Raw genomic sequence first — 24,120 nt, 5'->3', positions numbered from 1 at the left:
CACAATTAATTAAAAGCCTAGATTAATACCGAAAGTGAATGTACGTCCATTAGGCATAGAGTTACGCTCTACCCCTGAGTTTAAGTTTCCATTACCATTGGAAGAGATCTCAGGGTCAACACCAGTGTATTTGGTGATCAAGAAAGCGTTGTTTACTGATGCATAGATCCTTAAGCTTGAAATACCTGAATTTCCAAAAATGGTTCCTGGAAGACGATAACCTAATGATGCAGTCTGTAACCTGATAAAGTCACCTTTTTCGATGTTCGATCCGATTGCGAAAGCAGAACCATTAGAAATGTTGTCACCATAGATTGCTCTTGGGATATCCGTGTTTCTATTCGTCGGGGTCCAAGCGTTCAACATGTCTACTGAGTTGTTCCAGATACGTTGGTCTCTTAAACCAGCTCTTGAACCATTGTAGATATAGTTACCTCCAGAGAAGGTGAAGTTAATGGTCGCATCAAAGCTTTTGTATTGGAAGTTGTTGTTGAAACCACCGAAGTAGGTAGGTAATGTGTTACCTGCTGCTACGGCATGACCTGCTACTGATCCAGCTTTTGTGCCGTCCATATAGCTGTATGAGTAGAAGCCTTCTGTGTTAGGCGCATTGTGTAAGTATTGGACTTTCTCACCATCCAGATTGACAAAGATTCTTCTACCGTTTTCTGGGTTGATTCCAGTGGTAGGCACGGCATAGATCTGTGCTGCAGATTTTCCAACTTCGGTGATACTTGTGGTTTCAAGTCCTGAAGTTGTTGCGATCAAAGGTCTGCCTTGGTTATCCAAAGCTGTTACCTCGTTTTTATTGGTAGAGAAGTTTAATGTCGTTGTCCATTTGAAATTCTCTTTTTCTACCGCTCTTACATTCAAGGCAAACTCAAATCCTCTGTTGTACATCGAACCGATGTTCATCAAGATGCTGTTACCTGGGATACCTTTTGAAGGAGTCTGCGGAACGGCAAGGATTAATCCATTGTGGTCTTTGTTGTAATAGTTAGCTTCTAAGGAAACTCTATTATTCCAGAATCCTAAATCTATACCGATGTTTGTTTGGTCTGCTGTCTCCCAAGTCAGTTCTCTGTTACCTGCTTGTGAGAATACCATACCACCTACATTTCCATATATTGCTGGATCATAAGTATCGAAAGATCCGTAAAGATTGGAGATAGCACTGTTACCTACGCGTCCCCAGCTTCCTCTTAATCTGAAATTAGAGAATACATTGCTTAAAGAACTTGATTTAAAGAATTCTTCTTCAGATACGGTCCATCCAGCAGATACACCACCGAAGTTACCCCATTTTCTACCTGGTGCTAATGATGATAGACCGTCACGTCTGAAGTTAGCCGTAAAGAAATATTTATTAGCATAGTTATAGTTCAGGGAAGTGAAGTAAGATTCCAAATTAAGTTCGCCAATTCCATTACCACCTGCATCGTTGGTTAAGTAGTTACCTTGGAATTGATCAAAGAAACCATCAGTTAGGTCATAGCGAACGGCACCCCAGTTCTCGATACGTGTACTTTGCGCTTCATGTCCTGCTAATGCTGTAAGGTTGTGGTTTCCAAAAGATTTGTTGTAAACCAAGGTGTTGAAAATTAGCCAGTTGTTGTTTTTCGCTTGGTTGTTGTAAGCATAACCATTGTAGCTATATCCATCACCATTGATTGGGTTCCAGAATTGTTGGTTGGTCGTATTTCTTAAATCCCAGTTGAAATTGTTGTTTAAGGTCAGTCCATCCAATAATTTAATTTCGGCACTCACATTTGCGAAGAAACGGCTAGTTTCTGAAGTGTTTTTGTCCAAATCTCTGATAGGAAGTGGGTTAGGGTAGTTTGGTGCTAAGATATTGGCTCCTTTTCCGATGGCACTACCTGAAACGTTGTAATCTCCATTAGGAAGGAATGCTGGAACGTTTGGTGCTTGTACCATGGCGATACGACCAAGACCTGAAGTATTGAAGGCAGCACCCGCAACTGAACCTGAGTTTGGTGATCTGTTGTCACTGTTGGTGAAAGTTAAGTTCGTTCCTAATTTGATCCAGTCATTTAGTCTGTGATCTAGGTTTGCTCTTACACCTTTACGTTTGAAGGTGTTATTGAACAAGATACCGTCTTGGTCAGATAAGTTACCTGAGAAGAAGTACTTGGTTTTTTCAGTACCACCACTTACACTTAAGTTGTGGTTGTGCGAGAATCCATCTCTATATACATAGTCGTACCAGCGTGTATCTACTGGATTGCCATTTTCGTCTAAAGTTGGGAAGAAACCACCACCTACTGGATAAGATCCTGTTGATAGTTTAGGGTTGATTTCCCTAGCATTTGCTATTGCACCATTTTTATGGGCAATATATTGAGCTGCGTTCAAAAGTTCAGGAAGACGCACGGCTTTGGAAGTTCCAAACCAGCCATCATAAGCAACTTTTGCAGCACCTGATTTACCTTTTTTCGTTGTGATTATCATCACCCCTGATGCACCACGTGATCCGTAAATAGCTGTTGAAGCAGCATCTTTTAAGATGTCGATGGATTCAATGTCCTCGGGGTTGATGTCCCCCAATGGGTTGTTTGCTGAAGAGTTTGCAGAAACGTCACCCGTAGCGATAGGAATACCATCCACAACGACCAATGGGAATGAGTTCAAGGAAAGTGAACTTAATCCGCGAACACGTACAACCGGAGGGTTGTTCAATACGCCTGAAGGCTGGATAATGTTTACCCCTGAAGCCTGTCCGGTAAGACCTTGTGTAAAACTTTGCAATGGTCTGTTGGCTACGGTTTCACCACCTACTTTTGCAGAAGATCCTGTAAAGTCTTTTTTCGATTGAACCAAGTAACCAGTTACCACCACCTCGTCCAAGGTCTCATCATCTGAGCCTAGTTCTACGTTGATTACCGATCTGCTTCCAACAGCGACTTGGAAAGTTTGGTAACCGATGTAAGTAAAGGATAGGGAACCATTGTTGTCAGGAACCGCGATGGAATACGTACCATCACCGCTGGTTTGAGTTGCCGCGGAAGTCCCAACAACTCGAACGGACACTCCAGAGATCGGAGCGCCATCTGCTGCAGACGTTACCTTACCGGTAACCTGCCGATTTTGTGCATAGGAACTGCCAATAAGCAGCACGCACAGCACAAGCATGCTAAGTAATCTTTGTTTCATGTGTTTGTTTAGTTAATATTAGTTAGTAAATAATGCCAAGCAGACCATAACTTACTGGTTTGCAAAGAATCTCTAGAATTTTCTCTGCGGCTTCAAGATGTTTAATAATTTCAACTAATCAAACGTGTGCATTCAAGAAAATAAAGTAAAAATTAGGAAAGTTTCATTTTTTGTTAATGTTTAATTAACAATAGCGTGGGTGTTGTTAATAATATAAATTGCTGGTTTTTATATTTTATCTATCAATGTGATTTATGGTTAATTAAGATAAATTGAGGAAATAATTTAAATCGACAAGGTTAAAATTATAATTAACGTAATAGTTTTTTAAAAAATTATTTAGAATAATGCTCTATTTTCCATTTTTTAATAGATTTAGGGTTCGATTGTAACAATAAGGTTGATATAGGGGGTTATTTTCGGGAGGGATTGAAAAAATTGTAATAGAATGTCTGATTGTTTAAAAAATCAGTTCAAATGCATGTGATTTGATTGTTTGTTTTCATTTTTTTGTTGCTGATTATTTTTGATTGATCGGAATTTCTTTTCGGTACTTGTAAACACCATAAAAAAGGCCGCCCGAAGGCAGCCTCTTTCCGAAGTAATTAATGAAATTTAATTGTTAACACCTGGATTTGTTATAGTCTCTATTAATGGAGTTGGGAAAATATATTCAGTATCTGTGGGTTGAATTAATTTTCCAGCTCCTTTTGACGGGATTGGCATATTCCTGCGCTGTAAATCTGGGACACGCCTACCTTCTCCCAAAAATTCTATCCTTCTTTCGAGAAGAATGGCTGCTACCAGCTCATCTTTATTTGAAAATGCAGGAAAATTATAGGCAGCATCTGAACGATTTCGAACTGCTTCTAGTAACGCCAATGATCTCGCTTGGGATCCAGCTTCAGCCTCTGCCTCTGCCAAGTTTAACAAGACCTCAGAATACCTGATGACAGGTATCCAATCTAAGAAAGGAGAGGTGTTGGAGAACTTGGTTAATAAATCGAGTTGATTATCTGATGACCTTCCTGTTAATTCACTCTTTCTATCATCAGAGGCTGGCCAGTTTGCATTTCCGAGAATGCCTGCTGGATCTAAAGAATATTCAATGTTTCCTTCATTGTAATAAAATCCCAATTGGTTTTGTGTGCCTGGGGCGTTATTGTTCTCAAATGGGAAGCTCAATATCCTTTCTGGGTTATAAAAGTTGGAGAAGACATCACTAATAGATGGAGATAACTTATGATTAACTCCTGAGCCTGCTGTAAATGGAGCAGCGGCGCTTACTATTTTGTTGGCTTCGGTAATGACTTTTGGATAATCTCTCATGGTCAAATACATTCTGGTCTTAAGAGCGATGACTGTGTTTCTGTGCACGCGTGTTGCCGTTGCTTCCTGATCTTGGTAATTTGCGGGTACTGCGGGTTCTGCTTCATTCAAGTCTTTCAATATTTGTGCATAGATATCCGCAACAGGACTTGCCTGTAGGTCATTGTTCTCGGAACTCCGTTCTGGCAGTAAACGCAATGGAATTCCTTTGGAAGCTCCATTGTCTGCTGCATATGGTTTTGCAAATAATTGCACCAAGGCTGCGTAGGTTAATGCACGGATGAACTTGACCTCGCCGATTAGCTGAGTCTTTTTTTCAGCAGAGATAATGTCTGTACCTACCGCTTCTATGCCTTCTAAAAAGATGTTAATCCGGTTGATCGTTAAATAACCAACAACCCAAAAGTTTGCTATATAGGAATCCGTTTCGTCATTTGTAAATTGATATACTGAATTACCGGTTACATTGTTGGGTTTTTCGATGCTGAATTCCTCTGAGCGGATATCATTATAAATTAATAACCGGCCTCCATAAAACTGACCGCTTTTTATGGTCGCATAAATACCGGTAACCTGTGACTCTATACGTTCTTCACTCGAAAACACAAACTCGCTCGGAATAGATAGTTCCGGAGAGAGGGTTAGAAAGTCCTTTTTGCACGAATATGTGCTGAATAATAGGGGGATTAGTACGAATAACCCCAAGTAATTATATTTTATTTTTAATCTTTTCATGACCGAAATTTTAAAAGCCTAAATTGATACCGAAAGTGAATGTCCGACCGTTTGAGATCGAGTTACGTTCTACACCTGAGGACAGGTTGTCATTACCATTGGTTGATATCTCAGGGTCGACACCGGTGTATTGCGTGATAAGGAATGCATTATTTACTGATGCATAAACCCTCAAGCTTGATATACCAGACTTACCGAAAACGGTAGCAGGCAGTCGGTAACCTAATGAAGCGGTTTGAAGCCTAATAAAATCTCCTTTTTCAATATTGGATTGGATTGCAAATGAAGAGCCGTTAGAAATATTGTCGCCGTATATTGGTCTTGGGATATCAGACCCTTTATTTTCAGGGGTCCACGCGTTTAGCATGTCCACGGAATTGTTCCAGATCCGTTGATCTCTTAAGCTTGCCTTCGATCCGTTGTAGATATAGTTACCTCCAGAGAATGTGAAGTTTAGCGTGGCGTCGAAATTCCAGAATTCAAAATTGTTGTTGAACCCTCCAAAATAGGTTGGGATGGTGTTTCCAAGTGCAATAGCTGATGTTGCTACGGAGCCAGCTTGAGTTCCATCGAGATAGGTATAGGCGAAATTTCCAGGAGTTCCTGGTGCACTATGTAGATATTGGACCTCTCTACCTTCCTTGTCTACGAATATCCGTCTGCCGTTTTCTGGATTGATTCCATTGGTTTGTACAGCGTAGATTTGAGCGGCGGATTTACCTACTTCGGTGATGTTTGTTACCTCTAGAGATGCTGTGGAGGCAATCAAAGGTCTGCCTTCGTTGTCTAATGCAGTGACTTCATTTTTATTGGTCGATACATTTAGTGTCGTTGTCCATCTGAACTTTTCCTTTTGGACTGCCCTGACGTTTAAAGCAAATTCAAATCCTCTGTTGTACATGGAGCCGATATTCATGAGGATGGAGTTTCCTGGGATACCTTTGGAAGGTGTCTGTGGAACGCTCAGGATTAAGTTATTGTGATTTTTGTTGTAATAACTTGCTTCTAAATTGATGCGATCGTTAAATAAACCCAAATTAAGTCCGAAGTTGGTCTGTTCGGATGTTTCCCAGCCCAACTCTTTGTTTCCCGCTTGGCTAAAGCTCATGGAACCAACGCTGCCGTAAATGGAAGGGGAGTAGATGTCAAATGATCCGTAAGCGTTAGGAAGGTTGCTATTTCCAACTCGGCCCCAGCTCGCATTTAATCTAAGGTTTGTAACGACATCAGCAATTGAGCTCGATTTGAAGAACTCTTCTTGGGAAATGGTCCAGCCTCCGGATACTCCTCCGAAATTACCCCATTTATTGCCCTCTGCCAAGGCTGATAAACCATCGCGTCTGAAGTTTGCGGTTAAATAATACCGATGTGCATAATTGTAGTTCAATGAAGTCAGATAAGATTGGATCCTGTTTTCTGAGATTCCATTTCCATTGGCAACATTGATTAGGTAATTACCTTGGTATTGGTCAAAGTAGTGATCTGAAAGGTCGTATCTTGCACCACCCCAAGATTCCCATCTTGTAGACTGAGCTTCTTGACCCGCTAATAACACAAGGTTATGGTTGCCAAATGACTTGTTATAAACCAAAGAGTTTAGAATTAACCAATTGTTGGTTTTAGCTTGTCTATTAAATGCAATACCGTTATAGGAATATCCGTCACCATTCAGTGGGTTCCAGAATTCGATGTCTTCTGTGTTTGCTAGATCCCAATTGAAATTGGTATTGAAGGATAGTCCGTCCATTAGGTTGATGGAAGTGTTGAAATTAGAGAAGAAACGATTGGATTCTGAAGTGTACCTGTCATTGTCTATGGAAGGCATTGGGTTAGAGAATGTAGGCGGTAGGTTGTTTTCTCCATAGCCAATTGTGTTTCCTGCTAAATAATAGTCGCCATTCGGTAAATAAGCCGGTAAATTTGGAAGCTGAGTTACGGCCAATCGACCAAGTCCTGAGGAGGCAAATGCAGACCCTGGTACTGAACCGGAATTCAAGGAATTATTTACGCCATTAGTGAAGTTGAAATTTCCTCCTACTTTTAGCCAGCTGATTAGTTTATGGTCAAAATTTGCACGAACTCCCTTTCTCTTAAAGCTATTTCTAACTAATATTCCGTTCTGATCAGACAAGTTTCCCGAGAAATAATAGGTTGTCCTATCATTTCCGCCTGATACATTAAGGTTATGGTTGTTAGAAAATCCGTTCTGGTAAATGTAGTCATACCAACGGGTGTCAATGGTGTTTCCATTTTCGTCTAACATAGGTGCAAAGCCAACCTGAGGTAAGTTTGCTGCTGCAAAAGTTGGATTTGACTCGTATACATTTGTGATGGCTTTGTTCTTGAAGGCAATATACTGTTCAGCGTTAAAGACTTCTGGTAACCTAACTGCCTTGGTTGAACCGAACCAGCCGTCGTAGCTGATTTTAGCCACACCTGATTTTCCTCTTTTGGTGGTGATCAGGAGTACGCCTGCCGCACCTCGGGATCCGTAAATTGCCGTAGAAGCCGCATCTTTTAAGATGTCCATGGTTTCGATATCTTCCGGATTGATGTCTGACAAAGGGTTGTTTGCAGCTGCGTTTGAGGAGGCATCTCCTGTAGAGATTGGTATTCCATCAACGACAACCAATGGAAATGAGTTTAGGGATAAGGAGCTTAGTCCTCGAACACGAACCACAGGTGGGTTGTTTAAAATACCACTAGGTTGGATAATGTTTACCCCTGTAGCCTGACCAGTTAGACCTTGGGTAAAACTTTGCAATGGACGGTCAGCAATAGCTTCTCCAGAGACCTTCGAGGTGGAACCTGTAAAGTCCCTTTTACTGGTAACCATGTAACCTGTTACCACAACTTCTTCCAAGCTCTCTTCATCTGGAAGTAATTGGACGTTGATCACGGACCTATTGCCAATTGATAGTTCGGCGCTTGAATATCCAATATAAGAAAAGGATAGGGAGCCATTGTTGTCAGGAACCTGAATGTTGTAGTTACCATCAGCAGCGGTCTGTGTGGAACTAGATGTTCCCGAGACTCTTACGGACACTCCTGCTATAGGAGATCCATTGCTGGCGGAGGTTACCTTTCCAGAAACCTGCCGATTTTGAGCATAAGTACTGCCAATAAGCAGCATGCTCAGCAAAAAAATGCCAAGTAATCTTTGTTTCATATATTTTGGTTTTAGTTAAAAATTAATCTGCATACAATATTATGTAGGTTAATATTTATTGGTCGTTATTTAAATGTCCTGTAAGGACTTATGAAATGAAGATGTTTAAAATATTTAATTTATCAAATGCTTAATTTTAAATTATTTAATAAAAATAAGCCTAAAAGGATATTTGATTTCTTTAATAATTATGATTATTAACCATGTACACTTTAATATTTCTAAAAATATTGCAATATTTTCCGCTAATTAAAACCTTTAGTTTAATAATGGAATGATAGGAGATAAAAAGAGTCGAATTATTTAAATCACAGCACTTGATGGCGTTTTTTATAGTTTTTGTGTTATAATTTCGCTTTAATTCAAAAATTAACTAATTAATACCATAAATGTAACATCGGGAAAAAATAATATGTTTTTTGAAGTTTTGGTTTTGTTTTTCAGGTATTTATATAGGAAAAGCAATACAATGGGGTGTAGGTTAATTATTTGGCAATAATAAGTGTGCTATGTTAGGAAAAAAGAAAGGAGAAAGAAATTCCTGATTATTTTTTGATTGTACTGTCTTGCTTTGCTTTAATTACCGAATCTGGTTGAACTTTCAAAGTGCTATCAGGCTTCAGTTTTAAGGTACTATCCGCTGGAGTAGCAGGTTTGCTTTGAGGCGTCAGCGTTGGTTTTGAGTCCTGAGTAGGAGCCAAAGGTTTCTTTTCTGAACTCGTTTTTGGAGTTGCAGTATTTCCATCGGCCTTTACATCGGGCTCAGATACAGTATCCACATTAGTGTTGCCATTCTCTCCAGGACTTCCTTTTTGATCGGTTACAGGGGCTGCTTTGGTCCTCTTGCGGTTCAACATATCTTCTACAGATTTCGGTCGATCCTCCGGCTTCCATTGGAATCCTGGTAATACCTCTATTTCTTGGGTGACTAACCTAAATGGATAGACTTTTTGGTCTACTTTACGGATAGATACATAGTCAATTACTTTCTTGCCCTCCATCTTGACCTTAATACGGCTACTTCGGTCATGGAACATCTCTGTAATCGTATTAGTTTTGTCATTGGTGGTAAAGACCAAGTTTTCCGCATTCCCGTCAACGAAAAGGCGGTCGATATTATTATTGGCAAAGAAGGCCGTGATTTTCCTTCCCTTAAGCTGGTTGAATTTCAAAGTATCCAACACCGCATTCACCATAAATGCATTGTCCTTTAATAGGGCATTGTCCATTTTATTATTCTTGATCTGCATATAGATGGTGTCAGCATTGATCTGTGATCCCTCTGACCAGATCATCGGGGAGCCCATAAATCGGAACATGGAGTCTACCATACCATAATAAACAGAGTCTGCTACAGCTTGTAAGTCAGATTTGAATACCCGCACATTATAATAGGCCTTCACAATTCTGGTTCTTGCCGTATCGGCGTAGATTTCGGTCGAGTCCTTCAATAATGTATCAGCAGTTTGGGCGGACTGCAGAGCTTTCCGCATCAGGCTATCTTGTTCTTGTCCCGTTGGCATGACGGCATTTCTACGCAATACGCTATCGGCCTTGCTAGTGGCTTGGATGGTTGCGGCATCCACAGGCTTTGGTTTTGCTGCAGGTTTATTGGCAGGTTTCTTTGCTCCCTGTTTATTGTCCGCAGGTTCTTTTTTAACAGGGCCAACTTTCGTCAATTCCTTCGTTCCCACATTGCCAACTTCGGTAGAATCACCGGTTTCAAATAGATCAACCTGATCGATGTCGCCATAATCCACTTCCGTAGTATCTTCCAGTTGGCCACCATCCCTATCTAGCTTAAGGTCCAGGGGTTTATAATCCCTGACAAATATGACTTTAGAAAATAAGGTGTCCGCGGTCATATAAGCTGTATCAATTTTACTTGTCTGTCGGACTGGAGGAGGGGCTATACTATCGGTTTCCACCGGTTTTATTGCCGCGTTTTTTAATTCCTCTTGTTTTTCCTTCTCTGCTTCTTCTATTTTCTCGCGTTCCTTCTCTTCTGCCTTTTCAAGTCTTCTTAATTCTCTTCTGGATAGGTTTTCCCGGTTCACAGTATCCACCTGTACAGAGTCTTGGGAATTATCCGTTGAATCAGTCCTGACCACATATTTGATCAATGGCTTATCGGTCATCAGGATAGATTGGTCGCTCTCTAGGTATTTTCCGTATTCCCCGCTGGCATAGAATTTATCTAAGGTATCTACAAACAATACATTTCGAAAAGCTTCACCAATACCTTTGTCTCTATCGTAAAACAAACTGTCGCCTTTTAAGAACCGGCTACCTTCCGTATAAAGATTGTTCTTGTTGAATTTTGCAACTCCAAAAGCCGTATTGTAGGTTCCTTTTTCTGTGTAAAGTTTTTCGCCTTTTCTACCATTGATGGTCGTTGGGCCAAAGAAAAAAGCATCTCTGTACATGGTATTATACTGCATGGAGTCAGTATAGATAATGGTGCTTTCATTTCTTACAACGACTTTGTTGTTGAAATAGGCATCCTTGGTATTTTCAAAGTAGTAAGCCCTTTGGGAAGTGATGGTGTCACCTTGCCCAACAATCCTACCGCCACCGGTATATGTTCCTTGCTGGCTTCTTAGGTTGTAAGTCAGGTAGTTGGTGGTCAGTGTACTCTGGTCATCGACCATTTTCACGTTTTTGGTCAAAACGGCATGTTGTGAAGATGCATCGTAATGAAGATGTGTACCTTGGATTACAGTACCCGAAGGCTGGGTAATCACGATATTTCCATGAGCTTCAAAGAACTCATTTCCAATATCATCTTTATAAAGGTCACCACTATCAGCAGCCAAGGTCGAACCCTTGTGCTCATACACCGCGTTGTAACTCCTTAATATTTTCTGATTTATAAATCTACTGCTGGATGAAGATACCAAGCGCATGGGGGCATTGTCCGCGCCAGCATTCACGGGTGTAAACTCGTCCTGTGCATAGGCAGACAGGCATATCATGCTTATTAATAGTACTAATAGGTATCTCACAAGCGCAAAAATATAGAATTAATTAGCAAAAAATTGTTAAACAATAAATTTTAATGCCTCTAACACAAGATTATTTATAATCTGTAATTTTGGACTATGTCAGTTTCAGAAAGATTAAAACAGTTTATCATCGAAAAGGAACTCCTTGACAGGAATGATAAGATTCTCTTGGCCGTCAGTGGCGGAAAGGATTCCATGTTGATGGCTAGGTTGTTTCATGATTTAAAGATGAACTGCATAATAGCCCATTGTAATTTTCAATTGCGCGGAGAGGAATCTGACAAGGATGAGGCATTAGTCGTAGATTATGCAAAAGAATTAGGATATCCAGTTTTTGTAAAGAAATTTGATACGGAAGATTATGCCACTCAACATAAAGTCTCTATTCAAATGGCTGCTCGGGAACTGCGATATCAATGGTTTGAGGAATTGCGGATCGAAGAAACTTGTCAAAAGATTGCCGTTGCACAGCATGCCAATGACCATCTGGAAACCATGTTGTTTAATTTAACACGATCAACCGGAATCCAAGGGCTTCTAGGTATACAAGCTAAGCGAGGGCTTATTATTCGCCCTATCCTTTTTCTTTCGGCCAATGAAGTCGCTCTTGAAGTGCAAAGCCTACAAGTCCCCTATAGAGATGACCAGTCCAATTTCTCAACCAAATATGCGAGGAACAAAATAAGGTTGGAGATCATTCCTAAGTTTAAGGAGATCCAACCAGACTTTGAAGCTATCCTAGAACAGAACATCAAACATTTTGAGGAAAGCCAACGCTTTGTCCAGAATCAGGTGGACGCTATCCGAAAGCTCATGTTCCGAAATGAAGGAAATCAAATAAAGATCCGACTTGAGGCCCTGCAAGTCCATGCAAGCGACCCCTTTCTCATCTTTGAACTATTCAGGCCTTATAATTTCCAGAGAAATGTAACCGATGATCTCATCACAGTCCTTAATAGGGGAATGGGACAGATATTTGAATCATCTAGTCATGAACTTCTCTTGGATCGAGATGAGTTAATCCTTAGGGAAAAGGTCATTGACAGTCCATTTACTATAACCATTGAAAACCTTCATGCTAAGGTGAATTATAACCACAAGGGCTTTTTCATTGTCGAATCGCAAGGAATGGAAATTGAGCGAGATGAAAACCAAGTCCAAGTCGATGCGGATTTGATCAAGTTTCCATTGGTATTAAGGCCTTGGCAAATAGGAGATACCTTTAAACCCTTGGGGATGGAAGGTTCAAAAAAGCTAAGTGATTATTTCATCCAGAAAAAGCTGAACCGCTTTCAAAAGGAGGAAGTCCCAATTTTGGTCAATGCCGATGGGCAATTGATTTGGATAGTGGGTATGCGCTTAGATAATCGCTTTAAAGTGACAGAAAATACAAAGAAAGTACTTACTTTAGTATACAAATAGCAAATATGGAAGAAGAACAAATCTTATTTCAAGAAAAACAATATCTAGGAAGGGATTGGACTTGGATTAGCGTACGATTGATCTTAGCATTGTTTTGCTTTGTTGCCTATTACATCAACTGGGAACATGTTGTCTCTCAACAACTGTTCTTTATCGTGGGGGTAGGAATCCTGATCGTTTCCATCATCATGCTCTACATGGTCAGTTATCGGACCACAGTTACCAAGACTCATATCATCTTAAGCGGACTCTGGACCACCAGTTTGGTGAAGATCGATCTTAACTCCATCAAGAAGATTGAAAAGGATAGGTATTCCACCTTCTTTTTTAACAACCCCGTTTATAACCTGCACAAGAATGGCAAAATCAGATTCTATTCAGGTGGTAAGGAAGCATTATGGCTTACAGATAACGACGGATTGGTTTATGTAATTGGTTCACAGCATCCTACCCAGCTTCTTCAGGCTGTTTTGAAAGCTAAAGCAGAAAAGTAAAAAAATGTTAACTGAGATTTACTTGACAATCTCTTAAACTTTCATTTCGATTATTTGTTAAATTTGATGAAAAGCATTTAAAAATGACATTTATATATTTCCTTATATCAGCAGTTATATTTTACTACCTATTTAAAATTGGTGTGCGTCTTCTGATGCCTTTCTTTATGAAGAAGGTGGCAGAGAAAATCATGAATGGCGCTCAAGGACAATATGCTAATCAAGGTCCAAATCAACAAAACTATAACGATCCTTTTTCACAGTTTAAGCAACAGCAACGTCCTGACGGAAAAGTTCGTGTGGAATATACTCCTCCGAAAGAAAACAATTCCAGAAAAGGTACGGAAACTGCAGGTGAGTTTATTGACTTTGAAGAGGTAAAATAAAGCATAGCCCGACGAAAAAGCATATCTTTGTGTTGCTATGTGGCTAAAACATCTATCCGTTTTAAATTTTAAGAACTACACTGAATCTTCATTAGATTTTCTGCCAGACACCAATGCCTTTACAGGGCAGAATGGTTCGGGGAAGACTAATCTATTGGATGCTATTCACTATCTATCACTTTGCAAATCCTATTTTAATCCCATTGACTCCCAGCATATCAAAAAAGGAGAGGATTGGTTTATGGTACAAGGGCAATTTGATAAGGAAACCGTATTGGATGCCGTTTCCTGTAGCATCAAAAGAAATCAGAAAAAGCAGTTCAAGAAGAACAAAAAAGAATACGGGCGTTTAGCCGATCATATTGGGCAGTTCCCTTTGGTCATGATCTCACCGAATGATAGCTTTATTATCATGGATGGGAGTGAGGAGCGAAGGAAGTTTGTCGATAATGTGATATCGCAAACCGACAATCAATACCTTGACATCCTGATTACCTACAACAGGATTCTATTGAACCGCAATATCATCCTAAAGAACATCCGTGAAACTGGCGTTTTTGACAAAGGACTACTTGAAGTTCTCAACCTACAGCTCGTGGAAGCCGGGGAAAAGATATTTTCACGCAGGCAGAAGTTTATGGAGGAGTTCCTTCCGGAATTTCGTCGCTACTATCAATTTCTTTCCGATGATGTCGAGCAGGTAGACCTAGTCTATGAATCTCAACTTCAAGACCAAGATTTCTTGGATCTTCTCAACAAGCATTTGGAAAAGGATAGGGCTTTGGAGCGCACGACTGTCGGGATTCACAAAGACGATCTACAGTTTAGCATCCATGAAGGGATGCCATTAAAGAAGTTTGGCTCCCAAGGGCAGCAAAAGTCTTTCTTGATCGCTCTGAAGTTAGCTCAATATGCTTTTCTGAAAAACAGGAAGCAATATAAGCCCCTCCTGTTGCTGGACGATATCTTTGATAAGCTGGATGAACAGCGGACCAAAAAACTGATGCAATTGGTGTCTGAAGACGAATTTGGACAGATCTTCCTGACTGATACGGACTCCGACAGAATAAGGAAAATATTTCAAGAAATAGGAAAGCCAATTCGTATCTTTGACATACAAGGAGGTCAGATCAATGGCGAAGTATAATGATGATGCATTTAGGAGAAGTGATGATGTAACCATCAAACAAGCAGTGGAGAAGTTATTGGATGTATACCGTCTCAGACGTAAATTCGATGAAACCTCAATTGTTACCGCCTGGCCTGAGCTTATTGGAAGTGCAATCGCCAACCGAACCCAACAGATTTATATTAGAGATAAGAAATTGTTTGTACGCGTAGAATCAGCGGTCATCAAGAATGAACTGGCCATGATGCGCAGACAGATTATCGGACGTGTCAATGAATACGTTGGAAAGGTGGTCATCGAAGAGTTCGTTATTCTTTAAGGCTTTTTACTCTTTATCTATAATATGAAATATTACCTGTCAGCATTGACAGGCTTTATCATCTGGGGAACATTCGCCTTGGTCTTGAAGCCTCTCAGTGACTATGGAGCCCTCGATATATTAATCCACCGTGTCCTATTTGCTTCAGTCTGCATACTATTGGCCTGTTTTATCTTCCGAAGAAAACAGACCCTAGCCAGTATACAATACCTTAAAACCAGCAATTCCACAGAAAGAAAACAACTCCTTGTCAATGTACTGGCAAGTGCCGTCCTCTTGGGGATGAACTGGTTCCTGTTTATTTATGTGATGAATGCAGTCAGCGTCAATGCAACTTCCTTGGCCTATCTCATTTGCCCCATATTGACAACCGTATTGGCCAGTATTTTCCTCAAGGAACGACTCAACAAAGGACAATGGTTTGCTGTAGGCCTCAGCATCGTTAGTTGTATCCTATTGGCTTATGGGCATTTTCTTGACCTTTTCTATAGCTTCATCATCGCACTTTCCTATGCAGGCTATCTTGTCCTTCAAAAGAATAAATTCAAGCTTGATAAATTCTTTACCCTGACCATCCATATTTTGGTCAGCACTATTTTATTGCTGCCAATCCTTTATGTTGTGGACAGCTCCGTTCCCAAGACCGATGAGTTTTATACCTATATCCTCATCATTGCCATTGGATATACCATTATTCCACTGTTCTTGAATATCTATGCCCTGAAGGGGCTAGACTCCTCTGTAGTGGGTATATTGCTGTACCTTAACCCGATCATCAGTTTCTTTCTGGCAGTTCTATATTACAAGGAGTCTATCAACACGGCCCAAATCATAGCCTTTGGGATGATATTTATAGCTGTAGTCATTTTTAATATTGCCTATATTTATGAAAGAAGACGTCAGACTCAACTTAAAATGGAAGGCTCATGAAATTTAAACAGCAGTTATTACAGATGTTCGAACTCTCTGATGAACAAGCCGAATTGATTATCTCCAGGTTTGTCCCCGAGGAGCTCAGTAAGAATGAATTGTTCCTGGAAACAGGAAAATCCTGTAAAAAGCTGAGTTTTATCGAAGAGGGTATCTGTAGGGTTTTCAAATGGACAGATAGCAAGGAAGTGACGCAATGGATCGGAGGTGATGGCTATTTTATCACGGATTTAGCTTCCTTCTTTTTCGACAACCCTTCCAACTGGTCGATTGAAGCATTGACACCTACCAAGCTATGGACCTTAAATAAGTCAGATTACCTCGATATACAGCAGTCCATACCCAATTGGAATGTGATCGAAAAAAGATTCATCGCGAAATGTTTTATGCAGATCGAGCATCGGGTATTCGATTTTATAGCTTTATCTGCCGAAGAACGCTATCAAAAGTATTTTGAACAGAATAAACAACTGTTCAATCAGGTTCCCTTACAATACATTGCCTCTGTATTGGGCATGAGCCCAGAAACCTTAAGCCGCATCCGGAATAAATTATCTTCTTGATAAATGTCAAGTGCTTCTGACTACCCCAAGGCTAACTTTGAGGTATGAAAGAACAGATAGAATCACAGATTATCATAAATGCTCCTGCAGAAGCTGTATGGGCTATATTGGCCGATTTCAAAGCTTATCCGGAATGGAGTCCTAGCATCGCTGAATTTTATGGAACCCCTCAAGTTGGCAAACGGACCCAGGTCCTGCTGACCCAACCAGGTGGTACCAGCATGAAAATGAATCCTATCTTTTTAAAGATAGAAAGCAATCAGGAACTTCGTTGGAAAGGAAAGCTTTTTATCAATGGGTTATTTGATGGCGAGCATTATTTTATCCTGAATAGGATTTCAAACGATCAAACACAGCTTATCCAAGGGGAAAAGTTTTCAGGCATACTGGTGTCACTCTTCAGGAAAATGATTCATGGAAATACCAAGAAGGGCTTTGAACTCTTCAATGCCGCCATTAAAGAAAGGGTGGAGTCTAGGCTATAGATATTGTTCTAGATCTCCTTTACCTTCACGGATGATTTCAAAGTCGCCTGAGGTCACATCAACAACTGTCGAAGGAACGTTGTCGCCATACCCACCGTCGATTACTAAATCTACCTTTTCCTCGAATTTCTCATAGATCAATTCAGGGTCGGTAGAATATTCGATGATCTCATCATCGTCATGGATGGAAGTAGTGACGATTGGGTTACCCAATTCCTTGACGATATCACGGACAATATTGTTGTCCGGAACACGGATACCTACAGTTTTCTTTTTAGAGCTCAACAGCTTAGGGACTTGGGAGCTCGCATTGAAGATAAAGGTAAATGGACCAGGCAATGCTTTTTTCAATACCCTAAAAACGGTGGTGTCAAAAGGTTTGGTATATTGAGAAATATCTGTCAGGTCATAACAGATAAAGGAAAGGTTAGCCTTGTCCGGTTTCAGTCCGCGGATAGAGCACACGCGCTCTATGGCCTTCTGGTTTGTAATGTCGCAACCAATACCATATACCGTATCTGTTGGATAGATAATCACGCCTCCTTTTCTTAATATCTCCACAGCCTCTTCGATAGCCTTTGGATTCGGATTGTCATTGTAGATTTTTAGTAACATGGATTAGTTTATTAAATTGTTTCAATATTACTGAATAAACAAAAACCGTCAAAATAATGTTTGTTTTGACGGTTTTTTAAATTTATCTAGTTTTTAAAACTCTGCGTTATTTGGTGTTCTTGGGAAAGGAATGACATCACGGATATTGGTCATTCCAGTGGTAAATAATACCAACCTTTCAAATCCAACTCCAAAGCCAGAGTGAGGAACCGAGCCAAAACGGCGGGTATCCAAGAACCACTCCATCTCTTCTGTAGGAATTCCAACCTCACCCATTCTGGTGATCAGTTTCTCCAAGTTTTCTTCACGTTGTGAACCGCCAACCATTTCACCGATTCCTGGGAACAAGATATCCATGGCGCGAACGGTTTGTCTTCCGTTAGCATCTACTGGGTTCTGTTTCATGTAGAAAGATTTGATCTCTCTTGGGTAATCAGTAAGGATGACAGGTTTTTTGAAATGCTTTTCAACCAAGAAACGCTCATGCTCCGACTGTAGATCGGCACCCCAACTTTCTATCAGGTATTTGAATTGTTTCTTCTGGTTAGGCTTGCTTCTCAACAAGATCTCGATGGCTTCCGTGTAAGTCACGCGCTCAAAATCATTGTTGATGACAAAGTTTAGTTTCTCGATCAGGTTCAATTCAGAGCGTTCGTTCTGAGGTTTAGATTTCTCTTCCTCCAATAAACGGTTGTTCAAGAATTCAATCTCTTCCGGACACTGCACCAAGGCATAACGGATAACATATTTCAATAGATCTTCAGCAAGATCCATGTTGTCTTCCAATTCATAGAAAGCCATTTCCGGCTCGATCATCCAGAATTCAGCCAAGTGACGTGTCGTATTGGAGTTTTCAGCTCTAAAAGTAGGGCCGAAGGTATAGATATTTCCAAAAGCCAATGCCGCCAACTCACCTTCAAGCTGTCCAGAAACAGTCAGGTTAGTAGATTTTCCGAAGAAATCTTCTTTAAAATCGACATCACCGTTTTCTGTACGTGGAATATTGTTCAGGTCCAAAGTTGTAACACGGAACATTTCCCCAGCACCTTCAGCATCCGAACCTGTAATGATTGGCGTATGCATATAAACGAAGTCACGTTCTTGGAAGAACTTGTTCACTGCAAATGCCAGGGCATTACGTACTTTGAAGATGGCGTTGAAAGTTCCGGTACGGAAACGCAAATGTGCAATCTCACGAAGGAATTCCAAGCTGTGTTTCTTCGGTTGCAAAGGGAATTTTTCAGGATCCGAGTCTCCAATGATAGAAACATCGGTTGCTTTGATCTCTACTTTCTGTCCTTTACCCAATGATTCTACCAAATTTCCTTTTACACGCACAGCCGCACCGGTAGTAATCCTTTTTAGGATTGCATCCGATGTGTTTTCAAAATCAATGACCGCTTGAATATTATTGATTGAAGATCCGTCATTGATAGCTATAAATTGATTGTTACGGAAGGTACGAACCCACCCTTTAACAATAACTTCTTTTCCGAAATCCTCTGATTTTAATAATTCTTTAATTCGTGTATGTTCCATTTTGTAGAAAAAATATTTTAATGGTCGCTTTATAGGCTTACAAAAATAGCCAAATAATTGATTTATGGTCTATTTTACCCAGCCTTTTTCAATAACTTCTTTTGCATGGTAGGTCAAGATCGATGTCGCTCCTGCTCGCTTGAAACTCATCAGGGTTTCCAAGATAACCTGCTCGCTCAACCAACCATTTGCGATGGCAGCTTTCAGCATGGCATATTCACCGGAAACATTGTAAGCTGCAATCGGTAGGTCAAAATTATCGCTCAACAACTTGATGACGTCCAAATATGGCAATCCTGGCTTTACCATCAAGAAGTCAGCTCCCTCTTGGGTATCCAACTGAGCTTCGATCAAGGCCTCCTTGCTGTTTGCAGGGTTCATCTGATAGGTTTTTTTATCGCCTTTTTTAGGGGCAGAACCTAAGGCATCACGGAAAGGACCATAATATGCCGATGCATATTTTGCCGTATAGGACATCAATGACACATTGCTGAATCCATTCTCGTCCAAAATATTACGTAGGTAACCAATTCTTCCGTCCATCATATCCGATGGAGCAATGATATCAGCACCACTTTCTGCATGTGCCAACGCCATTTTACCCAATACTTCTAAAGTTTCGTCGTTCAGGATCTCTCCATTTTCAACAATCCCATCATGACCATCAGAACTATAAGGGTCCATCGCCACATCGGTAACTACACAAGCTTCAGGGAAATTTTTCTTAACCGCTTCAATAGCTTTTAAGTATAATGTGCCTTTTCTGTAGCTTTCTGTAGCATATTTATCTTTTAGGGATTCTTCCACAGCTGGGAATAGATCGAAGGCTTTCAAGCCTAAATTCATACAGCTTTCTACCTCACGCAATAAATTATCGATCGAATAGCGGTAGATACCAGGCATGGAGGATACTTCAACTTTTTGGTTGTCTCCATCTACAATAAACAATGGGAAAATCAAGTTGGCAGCAAACAGATGGTTCTCTTGAACCATGTCGCGGATTACAGCTGATTTTCTGTTTCTTCTAGGACGGTGTAACATGTTTTTGTTTTTTTTATGTAAGAGCGAAGGGGGATAATTCCCCCTTCGCTATATTTTTTCTAATAATCCAATCCGAATACAGCTTCCGCCAATCCAATTTCGTCTGGCGTGAATGGAAGGGTATATTTTAAGCCTAATGCTTCAATAGCTTTGGCTGTAGAATAACCGATACAGATAATCTTTTGATCAGGATCCGCCAAGTTCTCCCGGAAATAAGCTTCCACATTGCTTGGGCTGGTAAAGATCAATACTTGGGCATTGCTCTTATCCACTTCTTCTTCGATTACCGATTCATAGATTGGCATATCGATGATTTTGGTATTTTCAGTCAATGCTTTCTGGATCGTTTGCAAAGAACCTTCAGCGCGTGGGATCAATACGGTCTGACCATCCACCAACTTCGCAAACTCCTGTGCTATTCCTTCCGTATCGATACCTAAGTTATCACCTGAAAAATCAGCAATACGGTTGAATTTGCGCAAAGTATCTTCCGAACCTCTTCCTAAGACACCGATCTTTGTTTTCTTCAGGATCCAAGGTTCCAATTTGAAGAAATGTTCAATGGCATTTTTGGAATTGAAGAAGATCCAATCTGCTCGCTTCAAAATGAAGGAATCTAATTTATTGATGGTAGGGAAAATGCGGATCAATGATCTGGCGTCTACCTGAATATCATGTTTCTTAAGGAAACGGGCTAAATACGAATTTTCAGCAAGATCCCTGGTGATAAATACCGAAGAAGGTAATTTTCTGTCCTTTTGGTATTTTGCGAAAATCTTCTCTGCCATTCCCTCTGTCGTCTCAGACTCCAAGAACACACGGTCAGGAAAGTCTTCGTTGGTATCAGCAATGGAAGTCCATGATTGGAATACGCCATCTTTCTTACGGCAATAGCTGCCTAGAGGTGCATGACAACCTGCATCGAACAAATTCAAAACTTTACGTTCTACTGAAATAGCTTCAGCTACCTCATTATCGTTGATCTGTTGTAAGATGTCAAACAGTTCTTGGTCACTTTCACGAATCTGTATGGCCAATACCCCTTGTGCAGGAGCAGGTACAACTTCTACAGGTGCGATCTCCTCCAAATGGAAATCCGAAAGCTCCATGTTGATCCTTGCAATCCCAGCCTTAGCCAATACAATGGCATCATATTTCTCATCACGTAATTTCTGAACACGTGTTTGAAGGTTTCCACGAAGATCTTCAAATTCGAGGTCCGGACGTAGAGATAGGAGTTGTGCTTTTCTTCTGTTAGAAGAGGTTCCAACCGATGCATTATGTTTTAAGGAAAGACGCTTGGTGATATCGACACAATCTTTGTGTATAATCAATAATTCCGATGGGTCTTCACGTTCTGAAACTGCCGCAATGATCAATCCTGGAGGATTTACCGTGGGTAAATCTTTATGTGAATGAACTGCCAGATCAATTTGGCCAGACAACAATTCTTCTTCTAACTCTTTTGTGAAGAATCCTTTTCCTTCAAGTTTGTCTAGTCTTAAATGCTGAACAATATCCCCTTGGGTTTTGATGATTTTTAATTCAGCTTCGATTGATATTTCGGCTAATCGATCCTTTACAAAGTTTGCTTGCCATAGTGCCAATTCACTTCCACGGGTACCGATAATTAGTTTTCTGTTCACGTTCAAAGATTTACAAATGAATAATCCGGAGGCAAATTTAAGGAAATAGCCTCTTAATTCTGATGATTTAATGTCAGAATCAGAATATTTTTAAGAAAATTTAATATTAATTGCTTTCTGATTCGGCAGATTTAACCAAGATCTCTTTCGCCATCACCATAGGAACTTTGATATATTTCTTTTCCATATAGTTGATGACCTTATTCAGCACTTCACGTGCTTGTGGGTCCAGTTGCTCAACTTCATTGGCAAATACTTCCGATAAAGCCATGGCTTTGATTTCCTTGATTTTCTCAGGAACCTCCTTCATAGCAACCTCAACGCGACGTTGTTTCAGGATCGGTAAGAATTCTTTGATGTTTTGCTCAATGATTTTTTCAGCATTATCCAGCTCTGCATAACGCTCTTGGATATTCTTCTCCGCGATCTGTTGCAAGCTGCTTACTTCGATGTAGTGGATTTGGTGTTTTGCAATCACAGCTGCATCAATATCATTTGGAATGGCTAAGTCAACAATTACCTTTTTATCCTCCTCACCATTCAATAAAGACTCGTAAAGATCTTCGTGGATAATGGCTTCAGGGGCACCCGTACAGGTAATCATCATATCAAATCCCTTTTTGTAATTCTTCAATTCGCTCAAAGGATAAACAGGCGCCTGCAATTCTTCAGCTAATGCCTGCGCATTGGCAACTGTTCTATTGAAAATAGTGAAATTACTGTACTTATGTTTTTTAAGGTATTTTGCTAAATTTTGGTTGGTCTCCCCAGATCCAATGACCAGGATCCTAGGGTTGTCCTTTAATTTCACCTCACGAAGCTTGCGATAAGCTAGGGATACTACCGAAATAGGATTGCGTGAAATGTTGGTGTAGGTATAGACTTCTTTTGCGGTTTTTACCAAGCGGTCCATCATCAGTCTCAGGAAATCTCCCGTAAACCCCGCCGCTTTACAACGGTCGTAAGCACGACGGATCTGAGCTAGGATTTCTTTTTCGCCAACTACCAAACTCTCCATGGAACATGAAGTGCGGAATAGGTGGTTCAAGGCGTCAAGACCTGAATATCTGTTGACCTGTCCCAAGTAACATTGCATACGCTCCGCTGGAACACAGAAATTCATGCTGTCTAAAAACTGCACTACAAAATCATCGTTCAACTCATGCGCTCCATAGAACACAAATTCCACACGGTTACAAGTACCGATATAGAATATCTCAGGAATGTCTAAATTGTTTTTTAGGTTAATAAGGCGGCTATCCAATTCTTCATTGCATATCACCAGATTCCCCAAATCTTTTAGATCGACATGTTTATGGGTAAACGCTATAACTTTTAAATTCTTCAAAGCCTAATTATTTCTCCAATAATTTTGTACTGCAAATGTAGATTAAAACAGCGTTGCTATTGTCAAGAATGTGTCAATACAGTTAATTTAGAACGATTATAAATAGTGTTAAAAACATGTTAACAATCTGATGTACAGTGTTATAGGTTTGTTAAAGCGCTAATATTGTGATGACAATCATTTCTAATGCGGATAATAAATGACATTAATTACAGTTTATACTTAACGATTATCGATAAATCATGCATTTTTTCTGCCTTTATTCAGTTTAAATCCCAAATTTTCTTTCCTAAATCCCGTCAAATGTTCATCTTTGAACTATAATTTTTATCATGAGAAGTTTAAACAAACCTTTGGCATTAATAGGATTTTTTGTGGTGTTTTTTTCTGCAATATTCTGCCCATTCCTGAAAGTTCCACTGCAGGCAAATTGGAATCTTTATCAAGTTGATACCGCCTTGTTCATGATCACAAATGGTTTGCTTGGCCTATGTGTCCTGCTTTTCTTTATGCGTAAATTAAGTCCCTTCCGGATTGCTGCCTGGGTGCTCATTGGATGGATAGTCCTTTCTTTTATATTGGTGTTTTTCCAGATCAACAATTACCTCGGCCTAAAATTAATCGATGGGCTTCTTTCCAAAACCCTTAATATCAAATGGGGCTGGGGAGTGTTGCTGTTCGGAGCCTTGTTGATTCTGTTTTCTGTAGGGAAGAAGAATCATAAGACAGTGGAAGATAGACAGTAGACATAAGACAGTAGACATAAGAATTTTTCATTCGCCTACCTGAATGGC

The 24,120-nt window shown here is 40.2% G+C and carries 18 protein-coding genes; 9 read left to right on the top strand and 9 right to left on the bottom strand.

Annotated elements, in window-relative coordinates; all coding sequences use genetic code 11:
- Nucleotides 1–9: 9 nt before the first annotated feature.
- The 4 genes from ACWICE_RS01565 to ACWICE_RS01550 all read right to left on the bottom strand — a co-directional run bounded on the left by ACWICE_RS01565 (nucleotide 10) and on the right by ACWICE_RS01550 (nucleotide 11,409).
- Entirely contained in the window at nucleotides 10–3,171 is a 3,162-nt protein-coding gene (locus ACWICE_RS01565; protein ID WP_454297493.1) for a SusC/RagA family TonB-linked outer membrane protein, read from the bottom strand.
- Nucleotides 3,172–3,786: 615 nt separating this feature from the next.
- Entirely contained in the window at nucleotides 3,787–5,235 is a 1,449-nt protein-coding gene (locus tag ACWICE_RS01560; protein ID WP_454297492.1) for a RagB/SusD family nutrient uptake outer membrane protein, read from the bottom strand.
- A 10-nt stretch (nucleotides 5,236–5,245) separates the two neighbouring features.
- Nucleotides 5,246–8,404, bottom strand: a complete 3,159-nt coding sequence (locus tag ACWICE_RS01555) for a SusC/RagA family TonB-linked outer membrane protein (protein WP_454297491.1) — start codon at nucleotides 8,402–8,404, stop codon at nucleotides 5,246–5,248.
- Nucleotides 8,405–8,949: 545 nt separating this feature from the next.
- Nucleotides 8,950–11,409, bottom strand: coding sequence for an OstA-like protein (locus ACWICE_RS01550; RefSeq protein ID WP_454297490.1), 2,460 nt, complete (start codon nucleotides 11,407–11,409; stop codon nucleotides 8,950–8,952).
- Nucleotides 11,410–11,505: 96 nt separating this feature from the next.
- Between ACWICE_RS01550 and tilS the strand changes: the two genes are divergently transcribed.
- From tilS to ACWICE_RS01510, 8 genes are all read left to right on the top strand, one after another.
- Entirely contained in the window at nucleotides 11,506–12,831 is a 1,326-nt protein-coding gene (gene tilS, locus ACWICE_RS01545) for a tRNA lysidine(34) synthetase TilS (protein ID WP_454297489.1), read from the top strand.
- A gap of 5 nt (nucleotides 12,832–12,836) precedes the next feature.
- On the top strand, nucleotides 12,837–13,325 hold the full coding sequence (locus ACWICE_RS01540; protein WP_185211233.1) for a hypothetical protein: 489 nt from the start codon (nucleotides 12,837–12,839) through the stop codon (nucleotides 13,323–13,325).
- Between the two features lie 83 nt (nucleotides 13,326–13,408).
- A complete protein-coding gene (locus ACWICE_RS01535) occupies nucleotides 13,409–13,711 on the top strand; it encodes a DUF4834 family protein (protein WP_185211232.1) in 303 nt (100 codons plus the stop codon).
- A 37-nt stretch (nucleotides 13,712–13,748) separates the two neighbouring features.
- Nucleotides 13,749–14,858 carry a DNA replication/repair protein RecF gene (recF, locus tag ACWICE_RS01530; RefSeq protein ID WP_185211231.1) on the top strand — a complete coding sequence of 370 codons (1,110 nt, stop codon included), beginning with the start codon at nucleotides 13,749–13,751 and terminating at the stop codon, nucleotides 14,856–14,858.
- Entirely contained in the window at nucleotides 14,845–15,159 is a 315-nt protein-coding gene (locus tag ACWICE_RS01525) for a DUF721 domain-containing protein (protein ID WP_093101548.1), read from the top strand. The genes recF and ACWICE_RS01525 overlap by 14 nt, the downstream gene beginning before the upstream one ends.
- 24 nt (nucleotides 15,160–15,183) lie before the next feature.
- Nucleotides 15,184–16,089 carry an EamA family transporter gene (locus ACWICE_RS01520; RefSeq protein WP_185215940.1) on the top strand — a complete coding sequence of 302 codons (906 nt, stop codon included), beginning with the start codon at nucleotides 15,184–15,186 and terminating at the stop codon, nucleotides 16,087–16,089.
- Nucleotides 16,086–16,652, top strand: a complete 567-nt coding sequence (locus tag ACWICE_RS01515; RefSeq protein ID WP_454297488.1) for a Crp/Fnr family transcriptional regulator — start codon at nucleotides 16,086–16,088, stop codon at nucleotides 16,650–16,652. The genes ACWICE_RS01520 and ACWICE_RS01515 overlap by 4 nt, the downstream gene beginning before the upstream one ends.
- Nucleotides 16,653–16,696: 44 nt before the next feature.
- Nucleotides 16,697–17,137, top strand: coding sequence for an SRPBCC family protein (locus ACWICE_RS01510; protein WP_454297487.1), 441 nt, complete (start codon nucleotides 16,697–16,699; stop codon nucleotides 17,135–17,137).
- On the opposite strand, the gene ACWICE_RS01505 is transcribed toward ACWICE_RS01510, so the two are convergent.
- From ACWICE_RS01505 to hemA, 5 genes are all read right to left on the bottom strand, one after another.
- A complete protein-coding gene (locus ACWICE_RS01505) occupies nucleotides 17,132–17,752 on the bottom strand; it encodes an L-threonylcarbamoyladenylate synthase (protein WP_093101542.1) in 621 nt (206 codons plus the stop codon). The two genes, ACWICE_RS01510 and ACWICE_RS01505, sit on opposite strands and share 6 nt — an antisense overlap.
- 93 nt (nucleotides 17,753–17,845) lie before the next feature.
- Nucleotides 17,846–19,291 carry an asparagine--tRNA ligase gene (gene asnS, locus ACWICE_RS01500; RefSeq protein ID WP_454297486.1) on the bottom strand — a complete coding sequence of 482 codons (1,446 nt, stop codon included), beginning with the start codon at nucleotides 19,289–19,291 and terminating at the stop codon, nucleotides 17,846–17,848.
- A gap of 69 nt (nucleotides 19,292–19,360) precedes the next feature.
- Nucleotides 19,361–20,332, bottom strand: coding sequence for a porphobilinogen synthase (gene hemB, locus ACWICE_RS01495; protein WP_093101539.1), 972 nt, complete (start codon nucleotides 20,330–20,332; stop codon nucleotides 19,361–19,363).
- A 59-nt stretch (nucleotides 20,333–20,391) separates the two neighbouring features.
- Nucleotides 20,392–21,978, bottom strand: coding sequence for a hydroxymethylbilane synthase (gene hemC / locus ACWICE_RS01490; protein ID WP_454297485.1), 1,587 nt, complete (start codon nucleotides 21,976–21,978; stop codon nucleotides 20,392–20,394).
- 106 nt (nucleotides 21,979–22,084) lie between these two features.
- On the bottom strand, nucleotides 22,085–23,326 hold the full coding sequence (hemA, locus tag ACWICE_RS01485; RefSeq protein WP_093101537.1) for a glutamyl-tRNA reductase: 1,242 nt from the start codon (nucleotides 23,324–23,326) through the stop codon (nucleotides 22,085–22,087).
- Nucleotides 23,327–23,658: 332 nt separating this feature from the next.
- Between hemA and ACWICE_RS01480 the strand changes: the two genes are divergently transcribed.
- Nucleotides 23,659–24,072 (top strand): hypothetical protein, encoded by a 414-nt coding sequence (locus ACWICE_RS01480; RefSeq protein WP_185211225.1) that lies wholly within the window; start codon nucleotides 23,659–23,661, stop codon nucleotides 24,070–24,072.
- The last annotated feature ends 48 nt before the right edge of the window (nucleotides 24,073–24,120 follow it).

This window comes from Sphingobacterium sp. NPDC055346 (assembly GCF_053645235.1).
Note: the sequence above shows the minus strand (reverse complement) of the source record. Positions and strands in the feature narration are given on the sequence as shown.

What these genes read in the sequence shown, in the direction of transcription:
- ACWICE_RS01565 (WP_454297493.1), bottom strand. Translation starts at nt 3,171, where the DNA reads ATGAAACAAAGATTACTTAGCATGCTTGTGCTGTGCGTGCTGCTTATT.
- ACWICE_RS01560 (WP_454297492.1), bottom strand. Translation starts at nt 5,235, where the DNA reads ATGAAAAGATTAAAAATAAAATATAATTACTTGGGGTTATTCGTACTA.
- ACWICE_RS01555 (WP_454297491.1), bottom strand. Translation starts at nt 8,404, where the DNA reads ATGAAACAAAGATTACTTGGCATTTTTTTGCTGAGCATGCTGCTTATT.
- tilS (WP_454297489.1), top strand. Translation starts at nt 11,506, where the DNA reads ATGTCAGTTTCAGAAAGATTAAAACAGTTTATCATCGAAAAGGAACTC.
- ACWICE_RS01540 (WP_185211233.1), top strand. Translation starts at nt 12,837, where the DNA reads ATGGAAGAAGAACAAATCTTATTTCAAGAAAAACAATATCTAGGAAGG.
- ACWICE_RS01535 (WP_185211232.1), top strand. Translation starts at nt 13,409, where the DNA reads ATGACATTTATATATTTCCTTATATCAGCAGTTATATTTTACTACCTA.
- recF (WP_185211231.1), top strand. Translation starts at nt 13,749, where the DNA reads ATGTGGCTAAAACATCTATCCGTTTTAAATTTTAAGAACTACACTGAA.
- ACWICE_RS01525 (WP_093101548.1), top strand. Translation starts at nt 14,845, where the DNA reads ATGGCGAAGTATAATGATGATGCATTTAGGAGAAGTGATGATGTAACC.
- ACWICE_RS01520 (WP_185215940.1), top strand. Translation starts at nt 15,184, where the DNA reads ATGAAATATTACCTGTCAGCATTGACAGGCTTTATCATCTGGGGAACA.
- ACWICE_RS01515 (WP_454297488.1), top strand. Translation starts at nt 16,086, where the DNA reads ATGAAATTTAAACAGCAGTTATTACAGATGTTCGAACTCTCTGATGAA.
- ACWICE_RS01510 (WP_454297487.1), top strand. Translation starts at nt 16,697, where the DNA reads ATGAAAGAACAGATAGAATCACAGATTATCATAAATGCTCCTGCAGAA.
- ACWICE_RS01505 (WP_093101542.1), bottom strand. Translation starts at nt 17,752, where the DNA reads ATGTTACTAAAAATCTACAATGACAATCCGAATCCAAAGGCTATCGAA.
- asnS (WP_454297486.1), bottom strand. Translation starts at nt 19,291, where the DNA reads ATGGAACATACACGAATTAAAGAATTATTAAAATCAGAGGATTTCGGA.
- hemB (WP_093101539.1), bottom strand. Translation starts at nt 20,332, where the DNA reads ATGTTACACCGTCCTAGAAGAAACAGAAAATCAGCTGTAATCCGCGAC.
- ACWICE_RS01480 (WP_185211225.1), top strand. Translation starts at nt 23,659, where the DNA reads ATGAGAAGTTTAAACAAACCTTTGGCATTAATAGGATTTTTTGTGGTG.